General features: G+C 71.5%; 24 protein-coding genes. 2 read left to right on the top strand and 22 right to left on the bottom strand.

Going from position 1 to position 20,955, the window contains the following annotated elements; all coding sequences use genetic code 11:
• Window positions 1–23: 23 nt before the first annotated feature.
• The 11 genes from accC to SLUN_RS33580 all read right to left on the bottom strand — a co-directional run bounded on the left by accC (window position 24) and on the right by SLUN_RS33580 (window position 9,314).
• Window positions 24–1,373: an acetyl-CoA carboxylase biotin carboxylase subunit gene (gene accC / locus SLUN_RS33630; protein ID WP_108153695.1), complete on the bottom strand. Its 1,350-nt coding sequence runs from the start codon at window positions 1,371–1,373 to the stop codon at window positions 24–26.
• A complete protein-coding gene (locus SLUN_RS33625) occupies window positions 1,370–1,897 on the bottom strand; it encodes an acetyl-CoA carboxylase biotin carboxyl carrier protein (protein ID WP_108155083.1) in 528 nt (175 codons plus the stop codon). The genes accC and SLUN_RS33625 overlap by 4 nt, the downstream gene beginning before the upstream one ends.
• Before the next feature lie 53 nt (window positions 1,898–1,950).
• Window positions 1,951–3,648 carry an acetyl-CoA carboxylase, carboxyltransferase subunit beta gene (gene accD, locus SLUN_RS33620; RefSeq protein ID WP_108153694.1) on the bottom strand — a complete coding sequence of 566 codons (1,698 nt, stop codon included), beginning with the start codon at window positions 3,646–3,648 and terminating at the stop codon, window positions 1,951–1,953.
• 310 nt (window positions 3,649–3,958) lie between these two features.
• Window positions 3,959–4,270 (bottom strand): antibiotic biosynthesis monooxygenase family protein, encoded by a 312-nt coding sequence (locus SLUN_RS33615; RefSeq protein ID WP_108153693.1) that lies wholly within the window; start codon window positions 4,268–4,270, stop codon window positions 3,959–3,961.
• On the bottom strand, window positions 4,260–4,622 hold the full coding sequence (locus tag SLUN_RS33610) for an antibiotic biosynthesis monooxygenase family protein (protein ID WP_108153692.1): 363 nt from the start codon (window positions 4,620–4,622) through the stop codon (window positions 4,260–4,262). Before SLUN_RS33610 ends, SLUN_RS33615 begins: the two co-directional genes overlap by 11 nt.
• Window positions 4,622–5,374, bottom strand: a complete 753-nt coding sequence (locus SLUN_RS33605) for an SDR family NAD(P)-dependent oxidoreductase (RefSeq protein ID WP_108153691.1) — start codon at window positions 5,372–5,374, stop codon at window positions 4,622–4,624. The genes SLUN_RS33610 and SLUN_RS33605 overlap by 1 nt, the downstream gene beginning before the upstream one ends.
• Window positions 5,375–5,394: 20 nt before the next feature.
• Window positions 5,395–5,856, bottom strand: coding sequence for an anthrone oxygenase family protein (locus SLUN_RS33600; RefSeq protein ID WP_108153690.1), 462 nt, complete (start codon window positions 5,854–5,856; stop codon window positions 5,395–5,397).
• Window positions 5,857–5,860: 4 nt separating this feature from the next.
• Entirely contained in the window at window positions 5,861–6,334 is a 474-nt protein-coding gene (locus tag SLUN_RS33595; RefSeq protein WP_108153689.1) for an SRPBCC family protein, read from the bottom strand.
• Between the two features lie 36 nt (window positions 6,335–6,370).
• Window positions 6,371–7,603 carry a ketosynthase chain-length factor gene (locus SLUN_RS33590; RefSeq protein WP_218929503.1) on the bottom strand — a complete coding sequence of 411 codons (1,233 nt, stop codon included), beginning with the start codon at window positions 7,601–7,603 and terminating at the stop codon, window positions 6,371–6,373.
• A gap of 2 nt (window positions 7,604–7,605) precedes the next feature.
• Entirely contained in the window at window positions 7,606–8,883 is a 1,278-nt protein-coding gene (locus tag SLUN_RS33585) for a beta-ketoacyl-[acyl-carrier-protein] synthase family protein (protein WP_108153688.1), read from the bottom strand.
• Window positions 8,880–9,314, bottom strand: coding sequence for a cupin domain-containing protein (locus SLUN_RS33580; protein WP_108153687.1), 435 nt, complete (start codon window positions 9,312–9,314; stop codon window positions 8,880–8,882). Before SLUN_RS33580 ends, SLUN_RS33585 begins: the two co-directional genes overlap by 4 nt.
• Before the next feature lie 185 nt (window positions 9,315–9,499).
• On the opposite strand from SLUN_RS33580, the gene SLUN_RS33575 reads away from it, so the two are divergent.
• Together SLUN_RS33575 and SLUN_RS33570 are read left to right on the top strand one after the other, a co-directional pair.
• On the top strand, window positions 9,500–9,886 hold the full coding sequence (locus SLUN_RS33575; protein ID WP_108153686.1) for a SchA/CurD-like domain-containing protein: 387 nt from the start codon (window positions 9,500–9,502) through the stop codon (window positions 9,884–9,886).
• Window positions 9,887–9,896: 10 nt separating this feature from the next.
• Complete coding sequence (locus tag SLUN_RS33570; RefSeq protein WP_108153685.1) at window positions 9,897–11,315, top strand: multicopper oxidase family protein; 1,419 nt, start codon at window positions 9,897–9,899, stop codon at window positions 11,313–11,315.
• 44 nt (window positions 11,316–11,359) lie between these two features.
• Here SLUN_RS33570 and SLUN_RS33565 read toward each other — a convergent pair whose 3' ends face one another.
• Genes SLUN_RS33565 through SLUN_RS33515 form a run of 11 tightly spaced genes read right to left on the bottom strand, consistent with a single transcriptional unit; the run spans window position 11,360 to window position 20,919 of the window.
• Window positions 11,360–11,815 carry an anthrone oxygenase family protein gene (locus tag SLUN_RS33565; protein WP_108153684.1) on the bottom strand — a complete coding sequence of 152 codons (456 nt, stop codon included), beginning with the start codon at window positions 11,813–11,815 and terminating at the stop codon, window positions 11,360–11,362.
• A 5-nt stretch (window positions 11,816–11,820) separates the two neighbouring features.
• Window positions 11,821–12,201 (bottom strand): SchA/CurD-like domain-containing protein, encoded by a 381-nt coding sequence (locus tag SLUN_RS33560; protein WP_108153683.1) that lies wholly within the window; start codon window positions 12,199–12,201, stop codon window positions 11,821–11,823.
• Entirely contained in the window at window positions 12,201–12,956 is a 756-nt protein-coding gene (locus SLUN_RS33555) for an SDR family NAD(P)-dependent oxidoreductase (RefSeq protein WP_108153682.1), read from the bottom strand. Before SLUN_RS33555 ends, SLUN_RS33560 begins: the two co-directional genes overlap by 1 nt.
• Window positions 12,953–13,213 (bottom strand): acyl carrier protein, encoded by a 261-nt coding sequence (locus SLUN_RS33550; RefSeq protein WP_108153681.1) that lies wholly within the window; start codon window positions 13,211–13,213, stop codon window positions 12,953–12,955. Before SLUN_RS33550 ends, SLUN_RS33555 begins: the two co-directional genes overlap by 4 nt.
• Entirely contained in the window at window positions 13,210–13,548 is a 339-nt protein-coding gene (locus SLUN_RS33545; RefSeq protein WP_108153680.1) for a TcmI family type II polyketide cyclase, read from the bottom strand. The genes SLUN_RS33550 and SLUN_RS33545 overlap by 4 nt, the downstream gene beginning before the upstream one ends.
• A complete protein-coding gene (locus SLUN_RS33540; RefSeq protein ID WP_108153679.1) occupies window positions 13,527–14,741 on the bottom strand; it encodes a GNAT family N-acetyltransferase in 1,215 nt (404 codons plus the stop codon). The genes SLUN_RS33545 and SLUN_RS33540 overlap by 22 nt, the downstream gene beginning before the upstream one ends.
• Window positions 14,738–15,937 (bottom strand): beta-ketoacyl synthase N-terminal-like domain-containing protein, encoded by a 1,200-nt coding sequence (locus SLUN_RS33535; RefSeq protein WP_108153678.1) that lies wholly within the window; start codon window positions 15,935–15,937, stop codon window positions 14,738–14,740. Before SLUN_RS33535 ends, SLUN_RS33540 begins: the two co-directional genes overlap by 4 nt.
• Window positions 15,937–17,310: a class I adenylate-forming enzyme family protein gene (locus SLUN_RS33530; protein WP_108153677.1), complete on the bottom strand. Its 1,374-nt coding sequence runs from the start codon at window positions 17,308–17,310 to the stop codon at window positions 15,937–15,939. The genes SLUN_RS33535 and SLUN_RS33530 overlap by 1 nt, the downstream gene beginning before the upstream one ends.
• Window positions 17,307–19,004: a thiamine pyrophosphate-binding protein gene (locus tag SLUN_RS33525; RefSeq protein ID WP_108153676.1), complete on the bottom strand. Its 1,698-nt coding sequence runs from the start codon at window positions 19,002–19,004 to the stop codon at window positions 17,307–17,309. Before SLUN_RS33525 ends, SLUN_RS33530 begins: the two co-directional genes overlap by 4 nt.
• The gene (locus tag SLUN_RS33520; protein ID WP_108153675.1) at window positions 19,001–19,669 is read right to left on the bottom strand and encodes a hypothetical protein; all 669 of its coding nucleotides are present in this window, start codon (window positions 19,667–19,669) and stop codon (window positions 19,001–19,003) included. Before SLUN_RS33520 ends, SLUN_RS33525 begins: the two co-directional genes overlap by 4 nt.
• On the bottom strand, window positions 19,666–20,919 hold the full coding sequence (locus SLUN_RS33515) for an aldehyde dehydrogenase family protein (RefSeq protein ID WP_108153674.1): 1,254 nt from the start codon (window positions 20,917–20,919) through the stop codon (window positions 19,666–19,668). Before SLUN_RS33515 ends, SLUN_RS33520 begins: the two co-directional genes overlap by 4 nt.
• Window positions 20,920–20,955 lie beyond the last annotated feature (36 nt).

The following is a 20,955-nucleotide window of genomic DNA, read 5'->3' as shown; positions in this document are numbered from 1 at the left end:
TCAGGGCCTGCGGCGTCCCGGTGTCAGGGCCGGGTGTCGAGGAAGGACGTGTCGTGCTTGCCGTCCCGGAAGGCCGGTTCGGCGATGACCTCCCGCAGCAGCGGGATGGTGGTGTGCACACCGGGTCCGGCGATCCGGAACTCGGCCAGCGCACGGTCCATCCGGTCCAGGGCATGGTCGCGGTCCGGCGCCCAGGTGATCACCTTGGCGAGCAGGGAGTCGTACTGCGAGGGCACCCGCCAGCCCGGATAGCCGTGTGTGTCCACCCGGACGAAGGGGCCGCCCGGCGGGACGAACTCCTCCAGCGTGCCCGGGCAGGGCGCGAAGTTCCGTGCCGGGTCCTCCGCGTTGACCCGGCACTCGACGGCCGTACCGCGCGGGACGAGGTCCTCCTGCTTGAAGCCGATGGCCTCCCCCTCGGCGACGCGGATCTGTTCGCGTACGAGATCGACGCCGAACACCGCCTCGGTCACCGGATGTTCCACCTGGATACGGCAGTTCATCTCCATGAAGGAGAAGCCCTCGTCGTGGACGAGGAACTCGAAGGTGCCGGCGCCGGTGTAGCCGACCGCGCGGGCGCCGCGCACCGCGGCCCGCGCCATCGCGGCCGTGAGCTCCTTGTGCAGCCCGGGTCCCGGGCTCTCCTCGATGAGCTTCTGGTGCCTGCGCTGTACGGAGCAGTCCCGCTCGCCGAGGTGCAGCACCGTACCGTGGCCGTCGGCGAGCACCTGGACCTCGATATGGCGTGCGCTGTCGCAGAAGCGCTCCATGTAGACCCGGTTGTCGCCGAAGACCGCCTGTGCGGTGGCGCGGGTCTGACGGTAGGCGGGCAGCAGTTCGCTCTGCCGGCGCACCACGGTCATGCCGCGTCCGCCGCCGCCCGCCGCCGCCTTGATGATCAGCGGGTAGCCGATCCGGCCCGCCAGGTCCGTCGCCTCGGCCGCACTGTCGACGGTGCCGGGGCTGCCCGGCAGTACGGGCAGCCCCGCATCCGTCATCAGTGCCCTCGCCACGGCCTTGTCGCCCAGGCGTGAGAGGACCTCGGGCCGCGGCCCGATGAAGACCAGTCCGTTGTCGGCGCAGATCTCGGCGAAGTCGGGGTCCTCGGAGAGGAATCCGTAGCCGGGGTGGATGGCGTCCGCCTCGGTGCGCAGCGCGGCCTCGATCACCGCGGGTGCCGACAGATAGCTCTTGCGCGGCATGCCGGGGCCGATCTGCACCGCGGTGTCGGCGGCCCGCACATGCGCGCTGTCCTTGTCGACGGTGGAGTGCACGGCGACCGTGCGAATGCCCATCTCCTTGCAGGTCCTGATCACCCGCAGGGCGATCTCGCCCCGGTTGGCGATCAGGATCGTGTCGAAGCCCACGGTCATTCCTCCCCGGCCCGGCCTGCGGGGTCCTCGGCGTCGATGAGCACCACCGGCTGTCCGTACTCGACCGGGCCGCCGTCGCCGACCAGCACCTCGACCACCCGTCCTGCTCTGGTGGCCTCGAGCGGATTCATCAGCTTCATCGCTTCGATGATCCCGAGCTGCTGACCCACCTCGACGCGGTCGCCGGGGCGGACGAAGGGCGGCGAGCCGGGTGAGGGGGCGGCATAGAAGGTGCCCACCAACGGCGCGCACTCGTGGAAGCCGTCGACCGACTCCTCCTGGGCCGCCGGCGCGGCGACGGGTTCGCGGGCCGCGGGCGCCGGCCCGTTCTCCCACTCCACCTCGACGCTGGCGGCGCCCAGGGAGACCCGGACCCGGCGCGGATGGCTGGAGCCGACTCGTACGACGTCCGCGATGCTGCGGCAGATGTCGGTGAGAGCCAGCGCACTGGTGTCGTAGTCCAGACCGGCGAGCGGATCGCCGGTCCTGGTGGTGCCGAGGCTCTCCTTGGTCACTTCGTTCATCGGTCTCTCTCCGTAGAACCTGCCGTCGTATCTGCCGTTGCCGTTGGGCCTGTTCATGTACGAGATTCCGGGTCGTGGGCCAGCCCGAAGGCGCGGAAGCGCCGTCGGCGCGAAGCCGGTGACACGGTGCCGCCGCGCAGCTCGCGGAGCGCGACAACGGCCGCGCGGCGCACGGCGTCGCTCATCGCCGTGGTGTTCCTGTGTCCGCCGCCCTCGGGCTCGGGGATCACTCCGTCGACCACGCCGAGGCGCAGCAACGAGGCCGCGTCCAGGGCGAGTTCGTCGGCGGCCACCGCTGCCTCCGCCGCGTTCTTCCAGAGGATCGCCGCGCAGCCCTCCGGGCTGATCACCGAGTAGGTGGCGTTCGCGCACATCAGCACCCGGTCGGCCACACCGAGCGCGAGCGCTCCGCCGCTGCCGCCCTCGCCGGTCACCACGGCCACCACGGGCACGGGCAGCGAGCCCATCAGCCGCAGGTTCTCGGCGATGGCGTTGGACTGGCCCTTCTCCTCGGCGGTGAGTCCCGGGTAGGCGCCGGGGGTGTCGATCAGGGTCACCACCGGGATGCCGAGTTTGGCGGCGAGCCGCATCAGCCGGGCGGTCTTGCGATAGCCGGCCGGCGAGGGCATGCCGAAGTTGCGGCTGACGAGTTCGGCTGTGGTGTGGCCCTTCTGATGGCCGATCACCATGACGGGCAGTCCGTCCAGGCGGCCGATGCCGCCGACGATCGCCGGGCACTCCTCGCCCGCCCGGTCGCCGTGCAGTTCGACGAAGCCGTCCAGCCAGTAGCCGATGTGTTCGAGCGCCGTGGGCCGGCCCGCCTCACGGGCCAGCTGGACGCAGTCCCAGGCGGGGAGCTGGTCCAGGAGCTGGCTGTCGCGGACGACGGGGTCCTCTTCGCCCGCGCCCCAGCCCTCGCCGGGCTGCTCGGCCACGGCCAGCAGCCGGCTGAGCCGCGCGCGCAGTTCGGTGCGCGGCCAGACGTCGTCCACCAGGCCGTGCTCCAGCAGGAATTCGGCGGTCTGGAAGCCTTCGGGAAGGCGCTGCCCGATGGTCTGCTCGATGACCCGCGGACCGGCGAAGCCCATCCGTGCGCCGGGTTCCGCGACCACCACGTCGGAGAGGGTCGCGAAGGAGGCGGCGACCCCGCCGTACGTCGGGTCGGTGACCAGAGTGACGGTGAGCAGCCCGGCCTCGTCGAGCTCGGCAAGCGCGTTGCTCGTCTTGGCCATCTGCATGAGGGAGAGCGCGCCCTCCTGCATGCGCGCCCCGCCGGAGGCGGTGACGATCAGCAGCGGCACCCGGTCGGCGAGCGCGGTCTCGGCGGCCGTGGTGATCGCCTCGCCCGCCGCCACGCCCAGGCTGCCGCCGAAGAAGCGGAAGTCCATGACCGCGGCGACGAGCGGCCGCCCCTCGATCCGGCCGCGGACCACCAGCACGGCGTCCTGCTGCCCGGTGCGCGCTCTGGCCTGCTGCAGCCTTTCCGCGTACGGCCGTTGGTCGACGAAGTCCAGTGGGTTGAGCTGGGTGGCCGGTACGGGCACCGCTTGCGTGCTGTGCGCGTCGAAGAGCTGCTCGATACGGCAGGGAGCGTCGAGCCGCGCGTGCGCCCCGCACTCCGGGCAGACCCGCAGCAGACGCGTGTAGCGCTTGCCGTAGACCAGCGAGCGGCAGCCGGAGCAGGAGACCCATGCCGCCTGCTCGCCGGCGGCGGCGTTGGGGTTGCCGGCGGGTTGAACCGTGGTGGTCATGTCTGGGGCCTCTCTTCCGTATCAGGCCGGATCAGGGAGCGGCCCGCCGCGGAGCGGCTGATGTCTACTGCGGTGCGTGCGAGCGTGCCAGGGCGTGTTTTAGAAGTAGCGCCGTCCGCCCGGAGGGCGGGCCCTGCGGCGTCTGGTGTGTGCAATCGCAAGGCGGAGGATCGCCCTCGTACTGGACGTACTTGGGCGACTCCGACAACATCGCGAGTGCGCGTGCCAGGCGCCGCGGGGCAGGCGGGACTTCTAAAACACGCCCTAGGGCACGCGAGCCCGGCAGGATCCGGAAGAGAGGCCCAGCCCTTCAGTAGGCCGCCTCTACCTCAAAGATGCCGAACGGCACGGCGAGCCGGGTGTCGCGGTACGGGCGCAGGGGCGCGGTGTCCTCGCGGTGTCCGGCGCTCTCTTCCCAGCGCCGGAACGCGGCCAGGTCGGCCCAGCGGCTCACGACGACGATCGCTGTGGGGTCCAGCGGGGAGCGCAGCAGCTCATTGCCGAGCATCCCCGGTACCTCCGCCAGCCGCTTGCTGACCAGGTGGTACGCGGCGCGTACCGCCTCCAGCTGCTCGTCGTCGTGGGCCGCCTGGTAGACCAGGACCCGTACCTCATGCGGCATGTGAGGCGGCCTTGCCCTCGACGTGGGCGACCACCCGCATGGTGTTGAACGAGCCCTTGCCGCGGTAGGGGTGGAGCCGTTCGCGGTGGGCGAGGTGGGCATCGCTGGACTCGAACTCGCGGAAGCCGGGCTCGTCGGTCCAGTCGCTGACGATGAAGTAGACGCTCTCCTCGGCGGTGTCCTTCGACAGCCACTGGCCGAGGCAGGCGGGGTGGCCGGTGACCGCCTGGGTGCTGCCGCGCCAGGCCTTCTCGAAGTCCGCCTCGAGGCCCGGGTTGATCTCCATCCGCAGGAGTACCCGGAACGCGCCTTCGTTCCCGGTGCCGCCGCTCTTGCCGTTTCCGCCTGTCATCAGGAGATCCCTCCGTCGACGCCGATGGTGGACCCGGTGACGTACCGGGACAGGTCGCTGGCGAGCCAGAGGATCGCCCCCGCGACCTCTTCGGGGGTGCCGAGCCGGCCCAGCGCGGTCTTGGCGCTGTACCGCTCGATCATCAGCTGCTGCTGGTCCGCGGGCAGCTTGTGCAGGTTCTCGGTCTCGATGACGCCGAGTGCGACGACGTTGAAACGGATGCCCTTGGAGCCGAACTCCTTGGCCAGGGACCGGTTCAGACCGACGATGGCCGCCTTGGTGGTGGTGTAGTGGGAGCGCAGCGGGATGCCGGCCTCGACGGCCTTGGAGCCGATGGTGACCACGGACGAACCCCTCCGCAGCAGCGGCAGGGCGTTCTGGATCACCAGATGCGTTCCGGTGATGTTGGTGTCGATGATCCGCCGCCACTCGTCGAACGGCAGTTCCGCGTACGGGATATGGCTGATGGCGCCCGCGTTGTTCACCACGAGATCGAGGCGGCCGAAGTGGGACTTGGCCTGCGCCAGCAGCGCGGCGACATCCTCGGGATCGGAGACGTCCGCCTTGACGACATGGTGGTTGCCGCCGGTCTCCTTCAGTTCCTTCTCCAGCGACAGGACAGCGTCGCTGGAGTTCTGATAGCAGGTCAGGACATCGACGCCGGCCTGGGCCAGCGCCCGTACGATGCCCCGGCCGACTCCTCGGGTGCCTCCGGTGACCAGGGCTTTCTTGCCCGTAAGGCCGAGATCCATGATTTTTCCTCCGGGAGAGTTCAGAGCAGCAGGGCGAGGGCGAGGCAGTTGACGAACAGGGCGAGCACGGTCAGGACGCTGCGCCGCTGGTTCCAGGCGCCCCAGTGCCGGCGCGGGTCGTTCTCCTCGAAGTCCTCCGGCAGGTTCTCCGGATCGAGGGTCTGCACCCACTTGTTGACCGGGACGTTCTTGGTGATCGAGATGGTGACGGTGGCGACCGAGAGCGCGGCGCCGATGATGAACAGGGCGCGGACCGCCTGGCCCGGCGCGATCACGGCCAGTACGACATCGCCGGCCAGTGTCCCGAGCAGGCACACCGGCATCGCCGGGTCGTAGCGCGTGGCGAAGAAGGAGTGCGCGTGCACATAGCGGTCGGCGGGCAGAGCGGCGAGCAGTGGCCAGCCGCCGAGCTGGGTGCCGAGGAGCACGCCGGCGGCCAGCCCGTTGAGCAGGACGACCAGCGGGACCAGATAGGCGATCACCTGACTACTCCTGGCCTGCCGTGGTCCGGCGGGTGGCCGCGGCTTCGACCTTCCGCTTGATCAGGTCCATCTGGATGCCGGTGTTGCGGTTGAGGTGCTCGGTCATGCCCGCGTCGCTGGCCGGGGCCTCGGGCTTCATGTGGAAGTCCTGCACCCAGCGCATCCGTACGCCGTCGTCCTGCTGGGTGTACTCCCAGTACAGGCGCATGAATTCGAACGGTCCGGTCTCGACACGGTAGGCGTGGACGGTCCTGGTCTCCGGGTCGGGGATCCGCAGGGATACCCAGCTCCAGACATTGCCGTCGTCGTCCGGGTGCATCGTCAGCCGGAAGGTGATCTCCTTGCCCTCCTCCTCGAGCACCTCGACGGAGGCGTACTCGCTGAAGAGCTGCGGCCAGGACTTCAGGTCATTGGTCATGTCCCAGACCAGGTCCATCGGCGCGTCGATCACGATGCTGTTGTCGGTGTGTCCCGCCATGGCGGCCTCCTGCCGGTAGTCGGTGTGGCGCAGTGGTCAGCCGGCCCGCCCCAGGACGAGCGCGGCGTTGAAGCCGCCGTGCCCTCGGGCGACGACGAGCGCGGTGTGCAGTTCCTGGCGGCGCGGTTCGCCCAGCACCAGGTCGATGTCCTGTCCCGGGGCGGGTGCGGAGGGTCCCACGGTGTGCGGGATCACCTGGTCGCGCAGCGAGAGCAGCGCGGTGGCGACGTCGAGGGCGGCGCCGCCGCCGTACAGCCGGCCGGTCAGCGTCTTGGGCGCCGTGACGGGCACGCCCCGCGGGCCGAAGACCTCGGCGAGCGCCTCGGCCTCGGCCTGATCCTCCGCCGGTACGCCGAGGGCGTCGGCGAACACCACGTCCACGGCGCCCGGTTCGAGCTGGGCGTCGGCGAGCGCGGCCGCGATGGTGCGGCGCAGCGACGGCGGGCGCTCGGAGCCCGGCGGCGGGTCGAAGCCCGCCGCATAGCCGAGCACCCGGCCGTAGTTCTTCTGCGCGCCGCGGGCCTCGGCGGCCGCGGCGCTCTCCACGATGATCATCGCGCCGCCCTCGCCGGGCAGATAGCCCGACGCCTCGGTGTCGAAGGGCAGATAGGCGCGGGCCGGGTCCTGGACGGTGGACAGATTGCCCGTGGACAGCTGCGCGGTCAGTCCGTACGGGCACAGCGATGCGTCCGTCCCGCCGGTGACGACGAGCCGGGATCCGGTACGGATCAGCCGCCTGGCCTGGCCGATGGCGTCGAGGCCGCCGGCCTGCTCGCAGCAGATCACTCCGCAGGGGCCGCGCAGCCCGTGCCGGATGGAGACCTGGCCGGTGGTCGCGGCGTAGAACCAGGCGATGGACTGGTAGGCGCCGACCCACTCGGGGTTGTGCTGGTAGAGGTTCTCCATCTCGTGCTGGCCGAACTCGGTGCCGCCGGAGGAGCTGGAGGTCACCACGGCCAGTTCGTACTCGGGCAGTTCGGCCGTGTTGACCTCGGCGTCGGCGATGGCCGCCTCGGCCGCGGACAGACCCAGATGGGTCCAGCGGTCGGTCTGCTGGATCAGCCGGCTGGGCACCTGCTCCTTGGTGACGAAGCTCGGCACCTCGCCCGCCAGCCGTACCGGATACGTGGAGGGGTCGAAGCGGCTGATGCGTCCGATCGCCGGCTTCCCGGCGAGGACGGCGGCCCAGTGGGCCTCGGCGCTGAGCCCGGTCGGCGCGACGACACCGAGGCCGGTCACGATCGGGGCCTGTGCAGCGGTGGTACTCACCGTCAGCTCCTCCCGTTCCTGGCCACGCCCGGGCGGGCCAGCACCATTGCGCTCTGGAAGCCGCCGAAGCCGCTGCCGACGCTGAGCACCACATCCATCCGGTGCTCGCGCGCGGTCAGCGGCACATAGTCGAGATCGCACTCGGGGTCGGAGGTGCGCAGATTGGCGGTGGGCGGCACCACCTGGCGGTCCAGCGCCAGAGCGCAGGCCGCCACCTCGATGGAGCCGATGGCGCCCAGCGAGTGGCCGACCATCGACTTGATGGAGCTCACCGGGACCTTGTACGCGTGGCCGCCGAGCGTGCGCTTGAAGGCGGCGGTCTCGTGCCGGTCGTTCTGCTTGGTGCCCGAGCCGTGCGCGTTGATGTAGTCCACGGACGTCGGGGCGAGGTGCGCCCGGTCCAGGGCCACCTTGATCGCCTCGGCCATCTCGCGGCCATTGGCTTTGAGGCCCGTCATATGGAAGGCGTTGCTGCGTCCCGCGAAGCCGACGAGCTCGCCGTATATATGGGCGCCGCGGCGCTGGGCCGCTTCCTTCTCCTCCAGTACGAGGACCGCGGAGCCCTCCGCGAGGACGAAGCCGTCGCGGTCCTGGTCGAAGGGGCGGGAGGCGTGCTCGGGATCGCCGTTGTTGGGCGAGGTGGCCTTGATCGCGTCGAAGCAGGCCGCGGTGATCGGGGAGAGCGGGGCGTCGGTCGCGCCGGTCAGCACGACGTCGGCGGTGCCCTCCTCGATGAGCTGCGCGCCGTGCCCGATGGAGTCGAGCCCGGAGGTGCAGCCGGTGGAGATCAGGGCGACGGGGCCTTCCGCGCCCACTTCCCAGGCGACCTCGACGGCCAGGGTGCTGGGCACCATGTAGCCGTACAGATGCGGCACTCCATAGGTGTGGTCCACCAGCCAGTGCCTGCCGGCGTCGCTGAGGAGGACGTACTCCTCCTCCAGGCCCATGGTGCAGCCGACGGCGCTGCCGATGCTCACGCCGATGCGCTCGGGCGGGGTGTTCGCGAAGTCGAGTCCGCTGTCCTCGACGGCCTCACGTGCGCTGACCACCGCGAACTGTGCCGCGCGGTCCATACGGCGGACCTGACGCGGATTCAGCCCGGCGGCCACCGGGTCGAAGTCGGCCTCGGCGGCCACCTGCGAACGGAAGGCGCTGGGATCGAAGAGCGTGATCCGGCGGGTCGCGGTGCGCCCCGAGGAGATCAGGTCCCAGAAGGCCTCCCTGCCGACCCCGCCCGGGGCCACCACACCGATGCCGGTGATGACCGCGGTACGGGTCACTGGGCACCGCCCACCTGGGGGTTGGACTCCTCGGGCCGCTGGACCTTCTCGGTGTCCACATGCCCCAGCTCGGGGCGGGGCGCCAGCGGTGAGAGATGGAAGGCCCCAGTGGCCGTCTCGGTGCCCGTGTTGACCAGCCGGTGGCGTACACCGATCGGCACCAGCAGCGAGTCGCCGGGCCCCAGCGTGATCGGCTGCCCGTCCATCGTCATCTCCAGCCGGCCGGAGACGACATGGAGGAATTCCTCCGAATACGGGTGGTAGTGCTCGGTTACGAAGTCCCCGGGCTCCAGGGTCAGCACTCCGCCGAAACCGGAAGTGCACCCCACTGTCCTGGGGCTGAGCGTCGTCCGGATGTCGCCGCCGCGCCGGGTGTTGGCCTCGACGTCGTCAGCGTGCACCCGCACGGTGCGCGTGATCTCGGTGGTCACTGCCCGCCTCCTCAACGACCTGGTTCGTCCAGTGGCCCGAACCGTCGCAGTCGTACCTACAGACCGGCTCGAAGGGGCGTTGATGTGCCTGCCCCGGCGCCCGGTGTACCGCCGCTCGAGTTCACAGCGAGCGCGGTGTTGCGCCATGGCGCGCAGGAGCCCACCCATCGAAGGAGCAGCCAGCCATGCCTTTCGCCGCCATCACCTACGACATCAAGGCCGGCTACGAGAAGGAGATCACCGAGATCTTCACCGGCTTCCGCAGGGTGGGCTCCCCCGTCGTCAAGGGCGATGGGGGCGAGGAGACCGCGCGCATTCTGGCCACCGCCGTCTTCATCCGCGACGACACGATGGTCCGGGTCATCGAGTACCAGGGGGACCTGAAGGCCATCGCCCGGCACATGGCGGTGCAGCCGGGCGTGCGCGAGGTCGAGGAGCGGCTCGCCCCCTATCTGACCAGGCCCCGCGCGACGGACACCGTCGAGGGGTTCATCGCCACGTTCGAGCGGAGCCTGCTCACCTGCATGGCGCAGATGTCCGTGCGCGACGCGACCGCGCAGTCCACGAACTGAGGGAGATTCCGTGCTGAACCGCAGAAGTCTACTCAAGGCGGGCACGGCGGCCGGTGTTCTGGCCGCCGTGCCCGCTGGTCTGGTCATCGCGGCCCAGCCCAGACAGGCCACCGAGCCCACCAGGCCGTTCACCGTGCCGCTGAGGGTGCCGCGGCCGCTGCGGCCGGTCCGGCTGGCCGACCACGACCTCTACCGGCTGACGACACGGGAAGCGGATGTGGCCATCCTGCCCGGGACGACGTCCCGGGTCCGTACGTTCAACGGGGCGCTGAGCCCGCTGATCGTGGCGCGGCGCGGCCGTCCGGTGGTCATCGAGCAGGCCAACGCGCTGGACGTGCCGTTCTCGATGCATCTGCACGGCGGGCATGTCCCGGCGCACTCCGACGGGCACCCCGACAACGAGGTGGCGCCCGGCCGGAGCAGGCTGTTCCACTACCCCAACACCCAGCTCGCGTCGACGATGTGGGTGCACGACCACTCGCACCACGCGCACGCCGAGAACATCTACCGCGGAGCGGCCGCCACCTATGTGCTGACCGACCCGGCCGAGGACCGGCTGCCGCTTCCCAAGGGCCAGTACGACGTCACGCTGCAGCTGCGCGACGCCAAGATCGAGGAGAACGGCACGCTCGTCTACGACCTGCACGGGTTCCAGGACCGGCCGACGTTCCTGGTGAACGGCTCCCCCAGGCCGTACTTCGAGGTGGCCGCCCGCAAGTACCGCTTCCGGCTGGTCAACACCTCCAACGAGCGGGCCTTCGTACTGCGGCTGGGCGAGGGTGAGGAGTTCACCCACATCGCCACCGACGGCGGGCTGCTGCCCGCACCGGTGCCGAGCCGGATCCTGCAGGTGTGGCCGGCCGAACGGCAGGAGATCGTCGTCGACTTCTCCAAGTACCCGGTGGGCTCGAAGGTCGTCCTGCAGACGATGATGACATTCCCCGGCGAGGCACCCGAGGTACTGCGCTTCGACGTGGTGCGCAGCGCCGCGGATCCCAGCAGCGTGCCCGGCCGGCTGCGGCCGGCACCGGACCTCGGTACGCCGACGGTGGAGCGGCAGTTCGCGATGTCGTTCGACCCGGCGAGCCAGCAGCATCTGATCAACGGCCGGCCCTTCGACGTCAACCGCGTCGACTTCCGGCCCAGGCTCGGCACCACGGAGAGCTGGACGATCGAGAACAAGGACACGGCGTTCACCATCCCGCACTCGATGCACCCGCATCTGGAGCACTTCCGGGTCGTCGAGCGCAACGGGAAGCCGGCCGGGCCGAGCGAGGCGGGGCTGAAGGACACCGTCACGGTGATGCCCGGCGAGAGCGCCCGGATACTGATCAGGTTCACGGACTACACCGGGATGTTCATGTTCCACTGCCATCTGATGGGCCATCTGACGATGGGCATGATGGGCCAGATGGAGATGGTGCGCTGACCGTCCGCCCCTCACACAGCAGAACCGCCGCGGCGGTCACCGTGTCAGATGACGGTGACCGCCGCGGCGTTGAGCGCCAGAGCGATGACGGAGAGCAGAGTCCGCAGGAGATGCCAGCGGCGCCACAGCGGCCGCGGGTCCTCCCAGTCGGCGGGCAGCTCGTCCGGGTTGTCGACGGCCTTGACCCTGCGGTTGATCGGCACATTGCACAGATGGGACACGGCGGAAACGCCCAGCAGCAGTATGGCGGCGGCGCCGAACAGTGCGCGGGCCGTGCTGTCGTCGGCGGTCAGGGCGAGCACCGCCGCGAGCAGCGTGGAGGTGAGGACGACGACCGGCATGGTCGGGTCCCAGTTGCGGCCCAGCAGTTTGTGCGCGTACACGTAGGTGCCCGTCTCCATGGCGAAGAGCGCGGGAAGCACGCTCAGCGCGACGGCGAAGAGCACCCCCGCGGTGACACCGCTGCCGAGGAGAACGGCTATCCCCAGCACCTCGGTCATGGCGCTCAGGCCTGTGCCGGGTGGGTGTCGACGGTGAGCTGGGCGATGGAGCGCATCGTCGCGTTGCGGAAGTACGCGGCGAAGCCGGCCGGCGACGAGGTGTCCCGCTCCTCGGCCAGATAGGGCTGGAGCTTCTCCTCCAGGATGTGCACGCCCTTCTGGGTGGCCATGTGGCGGCCGATGGCGGCGAAGTCGCCGTCGTAGTGGATGACGCGCACCATCACGTCGTCCTTGATGAACACCCCGGTGCCCAGGAGCCGTCCGGCGGCCGCGCCGTCGTCGCCCGCGTAGTCGGGGGTGTCGACCCGGTTGAAGTGGGCGAAGATCTCGGCGATCTCGTCCTCGTGCCCGGGCTTGACCCGGTAGGTGATCGCTGCGTACGGCATCAGATTCCTCCATCGACGGTGATCGTGGCACCGGAGACATAGCGGGACGCGTCCCCCGCCAGGAAGAGCACGGCCCCGGCGACGTCCTCGGGCCGGCCGAGCCGGCCCAGGGCGGTCATCGAGGCGATCCGCTCCCGCAGCTGCGGGGGCAGATCCCCACCGGCCTCACTCTCGGTGACGCCCGGGGCCACGGTGTTGACGCGAATGCCGCGCGGCCCGAGCTCCTTGCACAGCGCCCGCCCGAGGCCGACGAGAGCCGCCTTGGACGCGGAGTAGTGGGCGCTGAAGGGGCGGCCGCGCAGAGCGACCGACGAACCGATGTTGACGACGGACGCGCCCTCGGAGAGCAGGTCCAGGACGGCCTGGGTGACCAGATAGGCGGAGGTGACATTGTGGTCGAACAGCCGCTGCCACTCGGCCGGTTCGAGATCGCCGAACTTGGCGTGGCCGTCGATGCCGACGTTGTTCACCAGCACCTCGAGCCCGCCGAGCTGTTCCTCGCAGACCTCGGCGAGCCGTCTGGCTCCGTCCGGGGTGGTGACATCGGCGCGTACGGTCAGATGGCCCTCGCCGAGCTCGCCCAGTTCCCGCGCGAGCGATTCGGCGGCCTCGCCGTCCTTGCTGTGTCCCGCCACCACCTGCGCCCCGGCACGGGCGAAGGCAAGCGCCGCCGCCCGTCCGATGCCTCGGGTGCCTCCGGTGATGAGCACTCGCTTTCCGGCCAGTCCCGAGGTGACGGCATCTTCCGCGCTCATGCCGCCTCGGGGAGACTTGCGTTGATCATCTTGAGCAGAATGCGCGGCGTCTCGGCCTCCACCACGGCGTCGTCGGAGAGTTCGACGCCATGCTCGCGCTTGATGACTCCGGTCACCTGGAGCAGCGCGAGGGAGTCGTAGCCGAGGTCGATGAAGGGAACGTCCAGCACCGCGTTGCTGTCGAGGTCGATGCCCTCGGACTCGCCGGCGCATTCGCGGAGCTTGCCGGCAAGCTCCGCCAGTGTGAACTCGCTCACTGGATCCTTCCTCCCTCTTTGGTCCAGACATAGAAAGACTGCGCCATCGCGTCCTTGGGCTCTCGCCAGTTCGGGTCGTACGGCGAGACGCACTCGGCGAGCCGGGTGTTGATGTCGTCGTAGAGCGGGTGGCTGCGGGCCTGGTAGAGACGCGGACTGATGTCCTCGTCGGCCTCGACGAGATGGAAGTACAGGTCGTGGAAGGTGAACAGGGACCGCCTCGCCACACCGATCATGTGGGGCAGCTCGCTCGAGTCCGACTCCTCGAAGATCTTGGCGATGTCGCCGGTCTTGCCCGGCTCCATCCGAGCCACTATGAGCGTCCGGTGTGCCACCGTCGGCCTCCTTCGTGGAATGTACTGGGAAGACCTGCGGTTGGCGGGCCTTTCAGAACCGTGACAGGCAGCGCTGGAGCACTGCTCGACCCGCCGTCCAACCTGCCTGCCGGGGCGAGGAATTCATCGAGGTCCACCGTGCGGGGGCCGTCGACCCCCGGGCTGCGCCACGCCACATCGTCCCGGACCTGACGCGTCCGGTCGTGGAAGTAGACCGCTTCGAGTCCGCCCCCCGGCGCGGTGGCGAGCAGCGGGTTGGCTGCCAGGAAGTCGCGTACCCCGGCAGAGTCCCTCGCAACATGCAACCAGGTGCCCAGATGCCGTACGGGAGTGGGAGCGGGCACGGTCACGGCGTTCAGCCGCATCTTGTACTGGACGATGGGGCGGGCCAGGAAGGGTGCGCCGCCGGACAGATCGACAGCGGCGACGCCGTGCCGCCACGCCCACTCGAAGACGAAGTACTCGGCGGCGATGAGGGCTCCCGCCCTGCGCAGCGCGGGGTCGGCGTCGAGCACTCCGGTGAGCCGGAAGCGCAGGGTGCGCCGCCGGGCGTCCCAGCGGCACAGTGCTCCGGCGATGCGCTCGCCGGCAGGGCCCCCGGCCCGTACGAAGAAGAGATGGCCCTGGCGCAGCAGGCACTCCCGCATCACGGTGGGGTCCTCGCTGACGGCGTACGGACCGTAGCGGTCGCGCACGGTCGGCAGCAGCATCCGCCGGCGGAAGAAGTCGAGGTCCTCGTCGCTCCCGGCGTGCTCCCAACTCCAGCCGTCCACACGCTGGTTGCGCCGGAACCGGTCCAGATTGCGGCGGCTGCGGCCGGCCAGCACGGTTGCCAGGTCGCCGCGTATCGGCACGATCTGGTGGACCCGGGCGGGGAGTATCAGCGAGCGCTCGCGGGGCAGTGCGGCGAGGCGGCGGGCCGATGCGGCGACCATGACCAGTTCGGGTCCTGCGGCGGACGGGGAGCCCGGGCTGCCGCTGTGGCACTCGATCTGGGCGAGCAGCCCTTTGCCGATCTCGTACGGGCCGGTGTAGGAGGCGCTCGGGCCGCCGTCCGCGCCGTGGGTGTGCACGGACCGGCGGGGCAGCGCTGCGCGTAACTCGCCTTCGTAGAGCCGGCGCAGCTGGGCGACGGCGGGCTCGGCGCTGTGCCGCCAGCCGTAGTCGGCCCGGGCGCGCATCGTACGGATCATCGGGTGCTCCCATCCGGTGAGGTCAGGACGAGGGAGGAGTTGTTTCCGGCGAAGCCGAAGCTGTTGACGAGGCAACTGCGGGGTGCGCCGGGCAGCCGCCTCGGCGCGGTGAGCACGTCGATCGCCCGCCCGGCCGCCTCCGGGGAGTCGAGGCCGGGGGTGCCGGGGGCCGTGCCGGTACGCAGGAAGCCGAGGGCGGCGGCGATTCCGGGCGCGGAGGAGGCGTGCATGAGGTGGCCGATGCCGCCCTTGTGGCCGCTGACAGGGACGGCGACCCAGCCGCGCGGCGCGCCCACGGCTCCGAGGGCGGCGAGTTCCACGGTGTCGCCCTGGACGGTGCCGGTGGCGTGGGCGTGGATGTAGCCGACGCGTTCGAGTCCGGCGTCCTCGAGGGCGGCGAGGACGCAGTCGGTGATGGCCGCTTCGTCCGAAGCGGCGGGGCTGCGGCCGTTCACGCGGGCGGCCGCGCCGGCGAGGACGGCCTGGGGGGTGATGCCACGCTGTTCGGCGGCCGCCGCGGTCTCCAGCAGGATCGCTCCCGCGCCCTCGCCGAGGCTGGTGCCGTCGCGTGCGGTGTCGAAGGGGCGGGCGCCGGTGGGACTGAGAGCGCCGGTGATGGCCATGCCCGCGTATTCGTAGGCGTTGAGTACACAGGTGCCGACGACGAGGGCGGTGGTGCCGCAGCCGGAGCGCAGCCAGGTGCGCACGTAGTCGAGGGCGAAGGAGACGGAGGCGCAGGCCTGGGAGAGGTAGACGGTCTCGGCGCGCGGGGAGACGCCGGGCAGATCGGCGGGCGAGGGTCCGGCGAACTCCTCGCGTCCCCAGCGGGTGGTGGTGCCTTCGCGGGAGTCGTCGGCCTCGTCGGCCAGTGGTGTCTGACCGACTGCCACCACGAGGGTGCCGGGACCGAGTCCGGTGAGGGAGGCCTCGCGGAGTGCCTGCGCGGTGGCTGCGCGGGCGAGCCGGCTGCGCCGCGAGTGGAGCCGGTGCGCGTCGTGGGCGGTGACCGCCAGGTGCGCGTCGTCGAGCGCCGCGGTCACCGTGCGGTCGAAGCCCGCGGCGGCCAGGTCCGCGTGCGGGCGCAGGGCCCGGGAGCCGGACAGCAGGCCGCTCCAGTAGGCGTCCGTGCCCCACCCGTAGGCGGTGATCAGGCCCAGGCCCGTAATGACCGTGTCAGGTACGGATCGTCGGGCCATCAGCGCTGTCCTCCCGAGGTCGCGGCCAGCCGGCGCAGCCGCTGACGGTCCGCCTTGCCGCCCGGCAGCCTCGGCAGCGCGCCGACCTGGATGAAGCGTGGCCGCAGCAGCGGCGGCAGGCCCCGGTAGCAGCGGGTGCGCAGCGCCCGTTCGCTCGGCGGGCGGCCCGGGTCAGCCGGCTCGACGAAGGCGAACACCGCGTCGCCGTGGGCCTGTTGGGTCGGCACACCCACCACCACCGCGTCCCCGACCGACTCGTCCGCGCGCAGCACGTCCTCGATGGTGGCGGGCGCGTGGTTCTCGCCGAGCACGATGATGATGTCCTTCAGCCGGCCAAGCACGCTGAGGTAGCCGTCCGGATCGAGTGCGCCCGTGTCGCCCGTACGCAGCCAGCCGTCGCCGGGCAGCGCCTCCCGCGTGGCGTCGGCGCGGCCGAGATAGCCGGTCATCAACCCCGGTCCCCGGACCAGGACTTCGCCGGTGTCCGGGGCGATGCGCACCTCGGTGCCGGGCAGCGGCGTGCCGACCGTTCCCGCGCGACAGTGCGTGGCCGAGGACAGCGCCACATTGGGGCCCGCCTCGGTGAGCCCGTAGCCGTCGTGCACGGGTGCGCCGACGACATCGAGGAAGTGCGCGGCGACGGCGGCCGGCAGTACGGCGCCCCCGCAGCCGCGGACCGTCAACCGCGCCAGGGCGTCGCGCAGTACGGGATCGGAAGCGGCGGCCCTGACAAGGAGTGTGTAGAGGAAGGGGACCCCGTCCAGGGAGGTCGTACGGCGCCCCTTCACATCGGCCGCGACCGCTTCCGGGCGCAGCACCGTGTGCACATTGAGCTCCCCGCCGAAGCGGCGCCAGATGCCGAACACGCTGAATCCGTAGGCGTGGTTGAGCGGGAGCGGCAGCAGGAGTGCGTCGTCGCCGTCGATGCCGAGATGGCGGGCGGTCGCCTCGGCCTGGTAGTCGAGAGCGGACCGGGACAGCGCGACCGCCTTGGCCGCGCCGGAGCTGCCCGACGTCAAGAACACCGCGCCGGTGCCGGGTTCCGGCGGCCGGGCCGGCCGGCGGCGCGTGGCCGTGACGACGGGAGCGAGCTCACCCCCAGCCGGTGAGGCCACCGGGCCGACCTGCGGCGGCCAGTGCTGTACGGCGGCGGAGTGGCCGCGCAGGAACAGCGGCACCCCCAGCCGCGAGGCGGCGAGCGCGGTGACGATCACGGCGGGCCCGGTCGTCGCGTCGACGCCGACGGCGAGGGAGGGGCGGCCGGGCCCGATGTCACGGTCGAGCGCGGCGACGGTCCGCTCGACCGCGGTGCGCAGGGCGGTGGGAGTGATGAGGTCCCCGTCTATGACCAGGGCGCCGGGAGCCGCGTTCATGTCTCGTCCCCCGCGCCGTCTCCGCCCGTCAGGAACAGCCGCCTGATGCCCGGCGGCACATCGTCGTCGGGCACCGTGATCCGTACGAGAGCGATGCGGCCCGATTCGGCGGTCTCCCGCGCCCGGCGGAGGGCGGCCGGGACGGCGTCGGCACCGTCCGGCGACTCGGCCTGCCCGCCGAGGCCGCGTACCACGTCGTCCACGGGGAGCGGCCGGGCGAACCGGGTCAGTCCGGTGGGCGCGGCCAGTCCGTGGCGCAGCAGCCGGGGCCAGCCGTAGCCCTGGTTGTCGAAGACCAGCAGGACGAGTCCGAGGCCGAGTTCGGCCGCGGTGGGCAGGGCGTCCAGGCCCATCTCGACCCCGCCGTCGCCGCACACCACGACGGTGGGGCGGCCTTCGGAAGCGAGGGCGACGCCAGGCGCTGCGGCGGTGCCGAAGCCGAGCATCGTCTGCTCGCCGGGGACCACGGTCCGCGCGCCCGGCCCGACCCGGTGGACCGGCCAGTGGTAGGACCAGATGTCGTTCATGCCGTTGTCATGGACGGTGGTGGCGTCCGGGAAGATCTCGGCGAGTGCGTGCAGCGCGGTACGGGCGGGCGAGCCGGCCCGGTCGCCCTCGGCGGTCCAGCTCAAGCAGGCCGTACGGCGGGCGTGTGCCGCGGTCTCCAGCCAGTCGGCGGCCTCCCGGCTCCGCTCCGGCAGCAGCGCGGCGAGCCTGCTCACGGTGGCAGCCCCGTCGCCGAGCAGCGCTGCGGCGGGCTCCACCACTCCCCCGCCGAACGCCGCCGGGTCGCAGTCGATCTGCACAAGACGGACCGACTCCAGGGTGTCCCAGCCCATGCGGGCGGTCTCCTCGAGCCGGCTGCCCACGGCGAGGACCGTGTCGGCGCCGCACTGGACGGTGTCCAGCGGCGGTGTCGCGTACAGGCCGACCGAGCCGCAGACCAGCGGATGGTCCTCCGGTACGGTGCCGCGCCCTGCTGCCGTGGTCATCACCGGGGCTCCCCAGCGTTCGGCGAGCGCGAGGGCGGCGGGGCCCGCGCCGGACGCGCGGGCGCCGCCGCCGAGGAGCAGCAGCGGGCGTTCGGCACCGGCCAGGATCGCGGCGGCCCGCCGCAGTTCGGACTCCTCCGGTACGGAGAGCAGCCGGCGCACGGGCCCGTTGCCCGACGGCGCACCGGCGGGGATCGCGGCCTCGGTCACCTCGTGGGCGACCTCGACCACCGTGACCCCGGGCCGCCCGTTGAGCGACATGTGGACGGCCCTGCGCAGCGCCCATGTCAGTGCCCCCGGGTCCTGAACCCGCAGATAGGTTGTGGTGAACGCGGCGGCCAGCGCCACCTGGTCGACATCCTGGAAGCCGCCGCGGCCCAGCCCGTCGGCGGGGATGCGGGTGGTCACGACGACGACCGGCGCACACACCGAGTCGGCTTCGACGAGGGCGCTGACGGCGTCGCCGAAGGGCGGTCCCGCGCCGAGGGCCAGCACCACGGGCCGGCCGGTGACCAGGGCATGGCCGATCGCCATGCAGGCTCCGGCGCGGTGGGCACGTACGCCCACGGCCCGCAGTTCGGGGTGCGCGTCGGCCGCGTCCAGCAGCCCGGGTTCGTCGGTGGGCAGTCCGAAGACGGTCTCGCAGCCCGCGTCGGCGAGGCAGTCGGCCGCCTGCTGCCAGGCGGCGGGGACGCCGCTCATGTCCCGGCCACCTCCCCGCGGGCCGCGCGCAGCAGCACGCTGTCAAGTCCGGCGGGCATGTCACGGTCGGGGTCGAGAGCACGCACCCCGGCGGTGGGGGCGCCGCCAGGTCCGATGAGCGCGGCTACGGCCAGCACGGTCTCCTCGCCCGCCCGTTGACCGTGCACGACCTCGCAGACCACGGCAGCGGGCACGGTGCCGCCGCGGACGGCGGCCGTCGCCCAGCGCAGGGCGGCTGCGCCCGCGCCGCCGGGCGTCACCAGCGCGTAGCACGGCGCCGCCCACTCCTGCTCGACGGTGAAGCGGCCGAGCAGCAGGGAGGGCTCCAGGGCCAGCGACACCGACGGGCGCAGCCGCCGCGTCGTGTCCTCGCACGTGGCGACGAACTCGGCGACGGCACGCAGGCAGTGGTCGGTCGCGGCGAGCACGATGGGCGCGTGCCCAGGGGGTTCCGCATCGGCGACCAGGGCGCCGAGGACTCGGGTGACCAGCTGTACGGTCCCGGGACCCGGCCGGCCCACGCCGGCGACAAGCGTCCGCGCGAACCCCGCCCGCACCCCGGTGCCGGGACCGTCCGTGCCGTCACCGGCCGCGCCGGGACGGTGGGCGGACGGGCAGTCCGTGCCGGGAGGGTCGGTGCCGTACGCCCGGGTCGCGACGCTCATCGCAGCGGTCCCGTGATGACCGACTGCCGCAGCCCGGCCTCCGCGGACAGCAGCAGCGGCCGGCCGATCAGCCGCCCGTCGCGGCGGACGCTGCTGGCGTGCACGCCGTACCCGCCGAACGGCTGGTTGCCGTCCTCGGCGTCCAGGGTGGTGGCGTTGCGGCTGATGACACCGGTGCCCAGGGTCTCTCCCGTCAGCCGCGGCTCGCCCAGCGCCGAGACGTACATGCCCCGCTCCAGCTCCTCGGGGCTGCGGGCCCACTCGCGGAGCATCTCCGGGTCCTCGTACGGCACGATGCAGAAGACCGGCGAGAAGAGCTCCGGCGGGTGGAAGTCCACGCCTTCGGGGAACACCAGCAGCGACGGCTCGACCAGCATCCGCTCCAGGTCCACCTCGCCGCCACTGACCAGATGGTCGGCGTTCAGGGTGAGGAACTCCGCCGCGCCTTCCGCGGCGTCCTCGTAGACCAGCGGGGTCAGTACGGTGTCGGGCCAGGCGCGCGCTCCTACGGTGAGCACGGACAACTCGGCGCGCAGCTGCTCGACGATCGCGTCGAGCCGCAGCCGGTGGACGAAGATGACGTCCGGGCACAGGCAGTCCTGACCGGAGTTGTACAGCCGGGCGCGCAGGATGGCACGGCAGGCGGCGCCGGGCTCCGTGCGGGGGCCGACGATCAGAGGGTTGGGCCCTGAGCCCATGACGAGGAAGAGCGGCCGGTCGCCGACGGACTTCATCACGTTGTGGGCATTGGCGGGCTGGCCGGTGAAGACCACCGCGTCGGACTCCGAGCAGATCGGCTTGAACTGCCGCTGGGAGACGTCGGCCATCTTGATCCGCTGGGCGTGATCCGGGTCGAGACGGCTGCTGATCAGCTTGTGCACGGCGTATGCGGTGTCCCGGACACGGGCCGAGGGGCGGATGATCACCTCGTCGCAGTAGAGCGCGGGGATCAGGCCGAACAGCGCATAGGAGTAGAGGATATTGTTCGACGGCAGGAACACCGAGAGCCGCGACAGCTGCGGCGGGCAGCTACGGGCCAGCTCCCAGGGTGCTCCCGTCAACGCCCCCACGGAACGCAGGAGTTCATCGCGGGCACTGCTGTAGGTGGCCACCCGGGTCAGTACCGAAAGCAGCTCGTCACGGCAGGTCAGCAGCGCCGTTGCGGACCTCATCGCCTTCTCGTGCGCGGCTTCGAGGTTGGGCCAGGTGCGGGTGAACGACTCCAGAACTGGCATGGACGGATGGCTCATCGAGCTGTCTCCTCGCGGCACAGGGGTGTCGGCGGG

Origin of the sequence: Streptomyces lunaelactis, from assembly GCF_003054555.1 — a bacterium.
In the GTDB taxonomy this organism is placed as follows: Bacteria; Actinomycetota; Actinomycetes; order Streptomycetales; family Streptomycetaceae; genus Streptomyces; species Streptomyces lunaelactis.
This window is presented reverse-complemented; position numbering and strand designations above follow the sequence as displayed.

Coding starts and splice junctions, on each gene's coding strand:
- SLUN_RS33625 (WP_108155083.1), bottom strand. CDS start 1,897: ATGAACGAAGTGACCAAGGAGAGCCTCGGCACCACCAGGACCGGCGAT.
- accC (WP_108153695.1), bottom strand. CDS start 1,373: ATGACCGTGGGCTTCGACACGATCCTGATCGCCAACCGGGGCGAGATC.
- SLUN_RS33515 (WP_108153674.1), bottom strand. CDS start 20,919: ATGAGCCATCCGTCCATGCCAGTTCTGGAGTCGTTCACCCGCACCTGG.
- SLUN_RS33565 (WP_108153684.1), bottom strand. CDS start 11,815: ATGACCGAGGTGCTGGGGATAGCCGTTCTCCTCGGCAGCGGTGTCACC.
- SLUN_RS33595 (WP_108153689.1), bottom strand. CDS start 6,334: ATGGCGGGACACACCGACAACAGCATCGTGATCGACGCGCCGATGGAC.
- SLUN_RS33575 (WP_108153686.1), top strand. CDS start 9,500: ATGCCTTTCGCCGCCATCACCTACGACATCAAGGCCGGCTACGAGAAG.
- SLUN_RS33560 (WP_108153683.1), bottom strand. CDS start 12,201: ATGCCGTACGCAGCGATCACCTACCGGGTCAAGCCCGGGCACGAGGAC.
- SLUN_RS33605 (WP_108153691.1), bottom strand. CDS start 5,374: ATGGATCTCGGCCTTACGGGCAAGAAAGCCCTGGTCACCGGAGGCACC.
- SLUN_RS33540 (WP_108153679.1), bottom strand. CDS start 14,741: ATGATCCGTACGATGCGCGCCCGGGCCGACTACGGCTGGCGGCACAGC.
- SLUN_RS33530 (WP_108153677.1), bottom strand. CDS start 17,310: ATGAACGCGGCTCCCGGCGCCCTGGTCATAGACGGGGACCTCATCACT.
- SLUN_RS33525 (WP_108153676.1), bottom strand. CDS start 19,004: ATGAGCGGCGTCCCCGCCGCCTGGCAGCAGGCGGCCGACTGCCTCGCC.
- SLUN_RS33555 (WP_108153682.1), bottom strand. CDS start 12,956: ATGAGCGCGGAAGATGCCGTCACCTCGGGACTGGCCGGAAAGCGAGTG.
- SLUN_RS33615 (WP_108153693.1), bottom strand. CDS start 4,270: ATGCCGCATGAGGTACGGGTCCTGGTCTACCAGGCGGCCCACGACGAC.
- SLUN_RS33610 (WP_108153692.1), bottom strand. CDS start 4,622: ATGACAGGCGGAAACGGCAAGAGCGGCGGCACCGGGAACGAAGGCGCG.
- SLUN_RS33535 (WP_108153678.1), bottom strand. CDS start 15,937: ATGGCCCGACGATCCGTACCTGACACGGTCATTACGGGCCTGGGCCTG.
- SLUN_RS33520 (WP_108153675.1), bottom strand. CDS start 19,669: ATGAGCGTCGCGACCCGGGCGTACGGCACCGACCCTCCCGGCACGGAC.
- accD (WP_108153694.1), bottom strand. CDS start 3,648: ATGACCACCACGGTTCAACCCGCCGGCAACCCCAACGCCGCCGCCGGC.